At 67.9% G+C, this 9596-nt stretch carries 6 protein-coding genes and 1 pseudogene; 4 read left to right on the top strand and 3 right to left on the bottom strand.

Features of this window, described 5'->3' with window-relative positions:
- Positions 1-662: pseudogene (acnA, locus tag E2E34_RS26435) on the top strand (aconitate hydratase); the annotation flags it as partial.
- A gap of 96 nt (positions 663-758) precedes the next feature.
- Here the strand turns inward: acnA and E2E34_RS26440 are convergent.
- The 3 genes from E2E34_RS26440 to E2E34_RS26450 form a co-directional block, all read right to left on the bottom strand.
- Positions 759-971, bottom strand: coding sequence for a DUF397 domain-containing protein (locus E2E34_RS26440; protein ID WP_138904427.1), 213 nt, complete (start codon positions 969-971; stop codon positions 759-761).
- Positions 955-1800 (bottom strand): helix-turn-helix domain-containing protein, encoded by an 846-nt coding sequence (locus tag E2E34_RS26445; protein WP_138904428.1) that lies wholly within the window; start codon positions 1798-1800, stop codon positions 955-957. Before E2E34_RS26445 ends, E2E34_RS26440 begins: the two co-directional genes overlap by 17 nt.
- A gap of 132 nt (positions 1801-1932) precedes the next feature.
- Positions 1933-5769 carry a GH92 family glycosyl hydrolase gene (locus E2E34_RS26450; protein ID WP_138904429.1) on the bottom strand — a complete coding sequence of 1279 codons (3837 nt, stop codon included), beginning with the start codon at positions 5767-5769 and terminating at the stop codon, positions 1933-1935.
- Positions 5770-6235: 466 nt separating this feature from the next.
- Between E2E34_RS26450 and ngcE the strand changes: the two genes are divergently transcribed.
- The 3 genes from ngcE to E2E34_RS26465 are packed head-to-tail and all read left to right on the top strand — an operon-like array spanning position 6236 to position 9580.
- A complete protein-coding gene (ngcE, locus tag E2E34_RS26455; RefSeq protein ID WP_138904430.1) occupies positions 6236-7681 on the top strand; it encodes an N-acetylglucosamine/diacetylchitobiose ABC transporter substrate-binding protein in 1446 nt (481 codons plus the stop codon).
- 49 nt (positions 7682-7730) lie between these two features.
- A complete protein-coding gene (locus tag E2E34_RS26460; RefSeq protein WP_138904431.1) occupies positions 7731-8654 on the top strand; it encodes a carbohydrate ABC transporter permease in 924 nt (307 codons plus the stop codon).
- Positions 8654-9580 carry a carbohydrate ABC transporter permease gene (locus tag E2E34_RS26465; RefSeq protein ID WP_138904432.1) on the top strand — a complete coding sequence of 309 codons (927 nt, stop codon included), beginning with the start codon at positions 8654-8656 and terminating at the stop codon, positions 9578-9580. Before E2E34_RS26460 ends, E2E34_RS26465 begins: the two co-directional genes overlap by 1 nt.
- Positions 9581-9596 lie beyond the last annotated feature (16 nt).

Genomic DNA, 9596 nt, shown 5'->3' on the forward strand with positions numbered 1-9596 from the left:
CCCCGGCCGGCGCCATCAAGGCCGACACCCCGGCCGGCAAGTACCTCACGGAGCACGGCGTCGAGCGCCGTGACTTCAACTCCTACGGCTCCCGCCGTGGCAACCACGAGGTCATGATCCGCGGTACGTTCGCCAACATCCGCCTGCGCAACCAGATCGCGCCGGGCACCGAGGGCGGCTTCACCCGCGACTTCACCCAGCCCGACGCCCCGGTGTCGTACATCTACGACGCCTCGCAGAACTACCAGGCCGCCGGCACCCCGCTGGTCATCCTGGCGGGCAAGGAGTACGGCTCGGGCTCGTCCCGCGACTGGGCGGCCAAGGGCACCGCGCTGCTCGGCGTCAAGGCCGTCATCGCCGAGTCGTACGAGCGCATCCACCGCTCGAACCTCATCGGCATGGGCGTCCTTCCGCTCCAGTACCCGGAGGGCGCCTCGGCGGACTCGCTGGGTCTGAACGGCGAGGAGACCTTCGAGATCACCGGCGTCACCGGTCTGAACGACGGCGGCATCCCGGACACGCTGAAGGTCAAGGCCGTCAAGGACGGCGGCGAGACGGTGGAGTTCGACGCGAAGCTGCGCATCGACACGCCGGGCGAGGCCGACTACTACCGCAACGGCGGCATCCTGCAGTACGTGCTGCGGTCGCTGATCCGCAGCTAGTCGTCACAGCCTGACGCCGAAGGGCCGCACCCCCGCCGGGGTGCGGCCCTTCCGCGTGCCGTGCGGTCGGGGAGAGCCGCCCTGACGGCGGTGCGGTCAGAGAGCGCCGTTCCTGACGGCGGTGACGAAGGGCGCCCAGCCGGCGGCCCGGAACACGAGCGCGGGGCCCCCGGGCGCGGTCTTGCTGTCGCGGACAGGTATGACGCCGCCGGGGCAGCCGTCGGCGACCTCGACGCAGTTGCCCCCGTCGCCGTTGCTGTACGAGGACTTGCGCCACGCGGCGGTGCTCAGGTCAGGTGTGGTGATCATGTGTCGTGTAGTCCTTCGCCGCCGATTCGATCAGGGCCAGGGACGCCTCCGGCGACAGCGCGGCGGCCCTGGCCAGATCGTAGGCCGATCGGAACTGGGCGACCAGGGCGGGTTCTTCGACGAGCTGGCCGGTATACGCGCCTTCGGTGTAGACGACCGGCGGCTCGTCGGTGAAGTCCATCAGGGACACGTTGGTGTCGAGGAACGGGTGCGGTCCGGCGCTGAAGGGCATGACCTGGAGCACGACATGGGGCCGGGTGCGCGCCGCCTTGAGGAGATGCGTGAGCTGGCCGCGCATGACAGCGGGCCCGCCGACCGGCACGCGGAGCATCGCCTCGTGGGTGATCACCCATAACACCGGCGCTGTGGGCGAGTCGAGCAGCTGTGCCCGTTCCATCCTGGTGCTGACATGCCCCTCGATCACCGACTGTGCGGCGAACGGGTGGGCGCCGCGGGTCAGCGCCCGCGCGTAGCCCTCCGTCTGCAACAGCCCCGGAACCAGCATCGACCCGTACTCGCTGATCGCCGTCGCCCGCTGCTGCAGGTCCGCCGCGTCGGCGAAGTACTTCGCGACCTTCGACTCGCGTGCGAGGCGGCACAGGCGCTGAAGGTGCTCACCACTTCCCAGCACACCGTCGAGCATCTTCGACAGGTCGAACTGCGGCCGCCGCGTCGCGCCCTCCAACTGGCCGATGTACGCGCCGGAGCAGAAGACCTGCTCCCCGAGCTGCTCCTGCGAGTGCCCACCGGCTTCGCGCAGGCGGCGCAGTTCCGAGCCGTAGAACGACCTCGGGTCGGTGTACGGGTCGAGGTCCTTGGGCTGAGGCATGGGCGACGCTCCTTCCGCGCACACCGAGCGTAGCCGTCGTCAGTGACACTGCGCACACGAACGGTTACAACACCTCGGCGGAGTGGCGGCAGGGAGGACCGGCCGCCGGACCGGTCCTCCCCGTGCCATGGGCTACCGCAGGAGCTCCACCTCCGCGAGGGTCGCCGGCCCGTCCGGTACCAGGCGGTACTTCTCGTAGCGGTGCGGGCGGGCGACGGTGAAGACGCGGGTCTGGTGGTCCCAGGCGAAGGACTCTCCCGTACGTCTGTCGAGGTCCCGCCACTTCTCACCGTCCCGCGAGCCCTGGAGCACCCAGCCCCCAGGTGCCTTGGCGCGGTCCGAGGACGTGAGGGTGTACTGAAGGGCGCGGGTGTCCGGCTTCACCGGCAGGTCGAGGCTCTCGAACTGCCCGTCGGTGGCCGACGAGTTGTCGAACAGCGGACCAGAGCCCGTGATCGCGTCCCCGTGCGGCGACGGCACCTTGTCATCCCGCGTGATGGACACGGGCGCGGCCTTCTCATCCGTACCCCACGAGGAGGGCTCGGGTCCCATGGCGAACTCCAGCGTCCCGCCGCGCGCGAGCACGCTGTGCGGCAGCGCGGTGGACTTCCAGGGCTTGCCGTTGACCTTCAGCCCCTGAACGTAGATGTTCTTCGCGCTGTTCTTCGGCGCCCTGACCACCAGGTCGCGGCCGTTCTCCAGGTGGACGGTGGCCTTGGTGAAGAGCGGCGAGCCGATCGCGTACTCGCCGCTGCCCATGACCAGCGGGTAGAAGCCGAGCGCGGAGAAGAGGTACCAGGCGGACTGCTCGCCGTTGTCCTCGTCGCCGTGGTAGCCCTGGCCGATCTCGCTGCCGGTGTAGAGGCGGGACAGGACCTCGCGAACCTTTTCCTGCGTCTTCCAGGGCTGCGAGGCGGCGTTGTACATGTACGTCGCGTGGTGGGCCACCTGGTTGCTGTGCCCGTACATGCCCATCCGTACGTCGCGCGCCTCCGTCATCTCGTGGATGACGCCGCCGTACGACCCGGCGAACGCGGGGTCGGCCGTCTCCGGGGTGGAGAAGTACCGGTCGAGTTTGTCGCCGAGGCCGGCCCGGCCGCCGTAGAGGTTGGCGAGGCCGCGGGAGTCCTGGGGCGCGGTGAAGGCGTAGCCCCAGCCGTTGGTCTCCGTGTAGTCGTATCCCCACACGCGCGGGTCGTACTTCTCGGAGGGGACGCGCCAGTCGCCCTTGAGGTCGCGGCCCTGGAAGAAGCCGGCCTTGCCGTCGAAGAGCTTGACGTAGTTGCGGGCGCGGTTGAGGAAGTACCGCGCCTCCTCCTTGTAGCGCGCCTTCTTCGTCTTCTGGTGGAGCGCCTCGCCCATCTTCGCGAGGCCGTAGTCGTTGAGGTAGCCCTCCAGGGACCAGGAGAGGCCCTCGTGGGTGTCCGTGGAGGCGTACCCGAGGAACGGCGACGTCTTCATGCCCTTGCGGCCCACGCCGGAGAAGGGCGGCACGACGGTGGCGTTCTTGACGGCCGCCTCGTACGCCGCCTCCGCGTCGAAGTCGACCCCCTTCACATACGCGTCGGCGAACGCGACGTCGGAGCTGGTGCCGGTCATCAGGTCGGCGTAACCGGGCGAGGACCAGCGGGAGATCCAGCCGCCGTCCTTGTACTGCTGGACGAAGCCGTCGACGAGCCGGCCGGCTTTCTTCGGGGTGAGGAAGGAGTACGCCGGCCAGGTCGTCCGGTAGGTGTCCCAGAAACCGTTGTTGACGTACACCTCGCCGTCGACGATCTTCGCGCCCGTGTGGGTGGGCGTGTCGGGGCCCGGCTGCTTGGAGAAGGGGCTCGCGTACTGCTGCCGGGGGCGGGCCTTGGTGGCGGTGTTCTCGAAGCCGGAGTTCGGATACAGGTACAGCCGGTAGAGGCTGGAGTAGAGGGTCGTCAGCTGGTCGCGGCTCGCGCCCTCGACCTCGACGCGCCCGAGCAGGTCGTCCCAGGCGTCCCGCGCCCGGTTCTTGACGCGCTCGAAGGAGGTGCCCGCCGGGATCTCGTCGGCCAGGTTCTTCTTCGCCTGGTCCACACTGATGAGTGAGGTCGCCAGCCGCAGGGTGACTTGGCGGTCCTCGCCCGGCTGGAAGCGCAGGTAGCCCGTCACGTCGTCGCCCCCGCCGCCGCTGAGCTTGCCGCTCCCGGTGACCGGCGCGTCGAAGACGCCGTACACGAAGAGCCTGGTGGCACCGGTGGACAGGCCGCTCTTGACGTCGGAGAAGCCGGTGAACGAGCGGGTGGCCGGGTCGAGCGTGAGACCGCCGTCGTTCGACACGTTGTCGAATAGGACGCTCGCGTCCGCACCGGGATAGGTGAACCGCATCATCGCCGCGTGGTCGGTCGGGGTCATCTCGGCCTTGAGGCCGTTCTCGAAGGTGACCCCGTACTCGTGCGGCTTGGCCGTCTCGTTCTCGTGGCGGAAGGGCAGGGCGCGCGCCTTGCGGCCGGCGTCCGGGGTGCCCGCCGCCACGGACGGCATCAGCTGGAACGTCTGCCGGTCTCCCATCCACGGGCTCGGCTCGTGGCTCGCGCTGAACGCCTGGAGGGTGGGCAGGTTGTCGCCGTTGTTGCCGCGGGCGTAGTCGTAGAGCCAGCTGGTGGACGCGGCGTTCGTCACCGGCGTCCAGAAGTTGAAGCCGTGCGGGACGGCGGTCGCGGGGATGTTGTTGCCGCGCGAGAAGGCGCCGCTGGAGTGGGTGCCGCGCGTGGTCGAGACGTAGTCGGAGAAGTGCGCCAGGCGCTTCTCCGGGGCCTTGGGGGCAAGGGTGACGTCGTCCACCCAGCCGCTGAACTTCGCGGGCCCCTTGGGCGAGTCGTACGCCACCAGCACCCGGTCGACGGTCTTGCCGGCCGCGACCGCGCCGATCCGCGACGCCTTGTGGTTCCACTGGTTGACGTACAGCGTCTTGGACGCCCCCTGGCCCTGCGGGGACAGGACCGCGCCGTGCTGGTCGACGGCGCGCAGGTCGCTCAGATAGGTGCCGTCCGTGAAGGCCAGGTCGACCGACACGTGGGTGGCGGGGTAGTCGAGGTCGGTCTCCGGGAGGGACGGGAAGACCCGGTACGACAGCTCGGTGTCCCGCGTGACGCGCGTGTCGACGTCGAAGACCTTGTTGTACGAGTACGCCCGGCCGTCCGCCTTGTGCGTACCGGCGTACCGCAGCGCGCGCTTCCCCGTGAACCCCGCGCCCGACTTGGCGGTGGGGGAGCCGGAGGGCCCGCGGTCGACCTGGCTGCGCATGTCCTGGGGGGCGGGCGGGGCGGTGTCACCGTTCGAGAACTGAACGTCCGCCAGCTGGGTGGCGTCGGACGCGCCGTTGTTCCGGGTGATCTCCAGCCGGTAGTGCGCGTACACCGTCGTGTTCGCGAAGTCGTAGCTCTTCGTCTCGAACCGCTTCGCGAAGGTCTGACCCTCGCGGGAGTCGAGGACCTGCCACTCCTTGCCGTCGGCCGACCCCTTCAGGGTCCAGTCCTTCGGATCGCGCTCGGCGTGGTCGTTGGCCGACGTGAGGGCGTATGTCACCAGCTTGGCCGGTTCGTCCAGGTCGAACTCGATCCACGCGGACGGTTCGAAGGCCAGCCACTTGGTGGCGGGCTGGACGTCGACGAGGTTCTCCTTGGTCTCGCCGCCGCCGGTGTTCTCGCCGCTGGCGCGCAGCTCGACGACCCGGTCGGTCACATTGCCCGGGATCCCGGAGCTGAATCCGCCGTCCACGCCCGAGGCCCGCTTCTCGCCGCCCGGGGTGACTTCTACCGTATTGCGCCAGTCGGGCTGCGGTTCGTCCGCCTCGAACGAGGAGCTGAAGGTCCGCTCCGGCGGCGCCGGCCGGTCGGGTCGCGCGACGGCCGCGGACGGGGCCGTCACCACCAGCAGGAGGGCGGTCGCCGCGACGGCGGCCGCGGTGGGGCCATGGGCGTACCGAGGTCTGTACTGCATCCCGGGCTGTTCCTCCCCTTGGACAACGTTGTCATGAGCGGTGCAACGGGGTCCAGTAGGGAGCCAAGTCGCCGATGCTGTCAAGGGTGTTGTATGGGGCGGGGGAGGCGAAGAGGGCGCGCCGTGTTTACGGAGCCGTACGGACGACTACGTGCGCGTTCCAGATGTCCGCGAGGTCTCAACTCGGGAAAGCTTGCCGTCCAACCTTGCTTTCGATCTTGCTCAGTTGACCGGAAGTGGACTATACCTGTCGGCGTCCGCAACGCAGCTTTGCGGAAGCGGACCAGGGGGACGGGGAGCAGTGGGGGAAGCCGCGTGACGGCTGCCGAAAGCTGTGTCCGACGTACTTACTGCAACTCAGCACGACCCAGCGTCATTTGACTGCGGTGGCGGGGCCCTTCGCCTAGGCGACGATTACGGGTGACCGGTACACCGCCTGAGTCCTGGAGAAGGCGAGGACTTGAGCATGGGATCCACCTCCGCCCACAACAATGAGGGCCTTGGCCGTCGCGATCTGATCAAGCGTTCGGCCGCACTCGGCCTGATCGCTGTTCCGACGATGAGCTTCCTGTCGGCCTGCGCGAGCGGCGACAGCGGCGGCGACGAGAAGGTCGACAAGGGCAAGAAGACCGAGAAGAACCCGCTGGGTGTCAATGAGAGCGCGCCGCTCGAAATCGTGATTTTCGACGGCGGTTTCGGCACGAAGTACGCCGAGGACGCCAAGGCCGTCTATGAGAAGACGTACCCCAAGGCGAAGATCAAGTTCTCGTCGACGCAGAAGATCAGGTCGCAGCTCCAGCCGCGGTTCAATGGCGGAACGCCCCCGGACCTCATCGACAACTCGGGTGCCGAGCAGATGGACATGGGCGTCCTGGTCGGCAAGAAGCAGCTCACCGACCTCACCCCGCTGCTGGACTCGCCGTCCATCGACGACCCGGGCAAGAAGGTCCGCGACACGCTGCGGCCCGGCATCGTCGAGATGGGCCAGTTCGACGGCGACCCCGTCTGGATCATGTACTACGCGTACACGGTCTACGGCGTCTGGTACTCCGAGACGGCGCTGGAGAAGCTGGACGCGACGTACCCGGAGAACTGGGACGACATGCTCGCCCTGTGCGCCAAGGCGAAGAAGAAGGGCATCGCGGGCTGGACGTACGCGGGCAAGCACCCGTACTACCTGCCGTTCTCGCTCTACCCGTTCATCGCCAAGATCGGCGGCCGCGAGGTACTCGACAAGATCGACAACCTGGAGCCGAACGCCTGGTCCGACCCGGCCGTGAAGGCCGCCTTCGAGGCGTACTACGAGCTCTTCAAGAAGGGCTACATCCTCAAGGGCACCCCGGGCATCGACCACATCCAGTCGCAGACCGCCTGGACCCAGGGCAAGGCGCTCTTCATCCCGAACGGTTCGTGGGTGGAGAACGAGGCCGCCAAGACGATGCCGGCCGACTTCAAGCTCGCCGTGGGCGCGCCGTCCGGCCTCGACAGCTCGGACAAGATGCCGTTCGGCACCATCTGGGCCTCCGGCGGCGAGCCGTTCATCGTCCCGAAGTCGGCGAAGAACCCCGACGGCGGCATGGAGCAGCTGCGCATCATGCTCAGCGAGGCGTCGTCGAAGAACTTCACGCAGAGCGTGAAGTCCCTGACCGCGCTCAACGGCGGCACCGACGGAATCGAGCTGACCCCGGGCCTGAAGTCCGCCACCGCCGCGCTGGACAAGGCCGGCGACAACGTGGTCAACCCGCGCCTCCAGGACTGGTACGTCAAGCTCCAGAAGGAGCAGATCGGCGTCGCCGGTCTGGGCGAGATGATGGCCGGCCGAGCGACCCCGGCGGAGACCATCAAGAAGATCCAGGGCTTCGCCGACGCGGCGGCCAAGGACCAGTCCATCAAGCACTACAAGCACCAGTGAGCACGCGTCACCAGCGGCGGCACACGCCGGAAGATCGGGGTCGGTAACCATGCAACACGGCAAGTACCGGTTCATTGTGGGGTTTTTGGCGGCCCCATTGGCGTTGTACGCAATCTTCGTCATCTGGCCGTTCATCCAGTCCATCTACTACTCGTTCACGGACTGGACCGGCCTGAGCCCGGACTTCGAGATGGTCGGCTTCGACAACTACAGCAAAATGCTGGAAGACCAGATCTTCTGGGATTCGCTGTGGCACAGCCTGATCTTCGCGCTGCTGCTGCCGCTGGTGACGCTCGGCCTCGCGCTCTTCTTCGCCTTCATGCTCAATGTCGGCGGACGGCGCCGGAAGGGCGCGGCGATCGCGGGAGTCCGCGGATCGGGCTTCTACAAGATCGCGTACTTCTTCCCCCAGGTGCTTTCGATCGCCATCGTCGCGGTCCTCTTCGCCTTCGCGTACAACCCGAACGAGGGCGCGATCAACGGCCTGCTGAGGGCCGTCGGTCTGGACAGCGTCCAGCCGCAGTGGCTGGGCGACCCGGACACCGCCCTGTGGGCCGTCATGGCGGTGCTCGTATGGAGCACCGTGGGATTCTTCGTGGTGCTCTTCTCGGCGGGCATGGCGTCCATTCCCAAGGACTTCTACGAGGCCGCCCTGCTGGATGGCGCGAGCCGGTTCACCACGTTCTTCAGGATCACCGTCCCGCTGCTCTGGGACACCGTGCAGTCGGGCTGGGTCTACATGGGGATCCTCGCGCTCGGCGCGGAGTCCTTCGCGGTCGTGCAGATCATGACCGTGGGCCCCGGTGGCCCCGACTACTCGACCACCGTCCTGGTGCTGTACGTCTACCAGACGGCGTTCCGGGACGGTCAGGCAGGCTATGCGACAACGATCGGTGTGGCCCTGCTCGTCATCACCCTGGCCCTCGCGGCCCTGGTGATGCGCGTGGGCCGGCGTGAGCGGCTGGAGTTCTGATGAAGACCACTGACACCCCGCCCGCGGGCGTCGCCGAGGACCGCCCGCCCGTCGCGAGGACGTCCGGCGGCGAGGCCCCCGCGAAGCCGAAGAAGGACGTCAGCGGCAGCGCGCTCAACGTCTTCTCGCACGGCATCCTGATCCTGTGGGCCTTCATGGTCGTGATGCCGCTGCTCTGGGCGGTGATGACGTCGTTCAAGGACGACGCGTCGATCTTCGAGTCGCCGTTCTCGCTCCCGGACCGGCTGCACTTCGAGAACTGGTCGCGCGCCTGGTCCGAGGCGCACATGAGCGACTACTTCTTCAACACCATCATCGTGGTCGGCTGCTCGCTCGTCGGCACGCTGCTGCTGGGCTCCATGGCGGCGTACGTCCTCGCGCGCTTCGACTTCCCCGGGAACCGCTTCATCTACTTCCTCTTCGTCGGAGGAATGAGCTTCCCGATCATGCTGGCCCTGGTGCCGCTGTTCTACGTGCTGAAGAACATGGGGATGCTGGAGACGCTGCCGGGCCTGATCCTCGTCTACATCGCGTACTCGCTGCCCTTCACCGTCTTCTTCCTCACCTCCTTCTTCCGTACGCTGCCGAGCTCGGTGGCGGAGGCGGCGATGATCGACGGCGCCTCGCACACCCGCACCTTCTTCCAGGTGATGCTGCCGATGGCCAAGCCGGGCCTCATCAGCGTCGGCATCTTCAACTTCCTCGGGCAGTGGAACCAGTACATGCTGCCGACCGTGCTGAACAACGACCCGGAGAACCGGGTCCTCTCCCAGGGCCTGGTCGAGCTGGCGACCAGCCAGGGCTACAAGGGCGACTGGTCCGGGCTCTTCGCCGGCCTGGTGATGGCCATGCTGCCCGTCCTCGCGGCGTACATCGTCTTCCAGCGCCAGGTCGTCCAGGGCCTCACGGCGGGCGCCGTGAAGTAGCGCCCCAGGGCCGTCC

It is taken from the genome of Streptomyces albidochromogenes, from assembly GCF_005981925.1.
GTDB classification, from domain to species: domain Bacteria; phylum Actinomycetota; class Actinomycetes; order Streptomycetales; family Streptomycetaceae; genus Streptomyces; species Streptomyces albidochromogenes.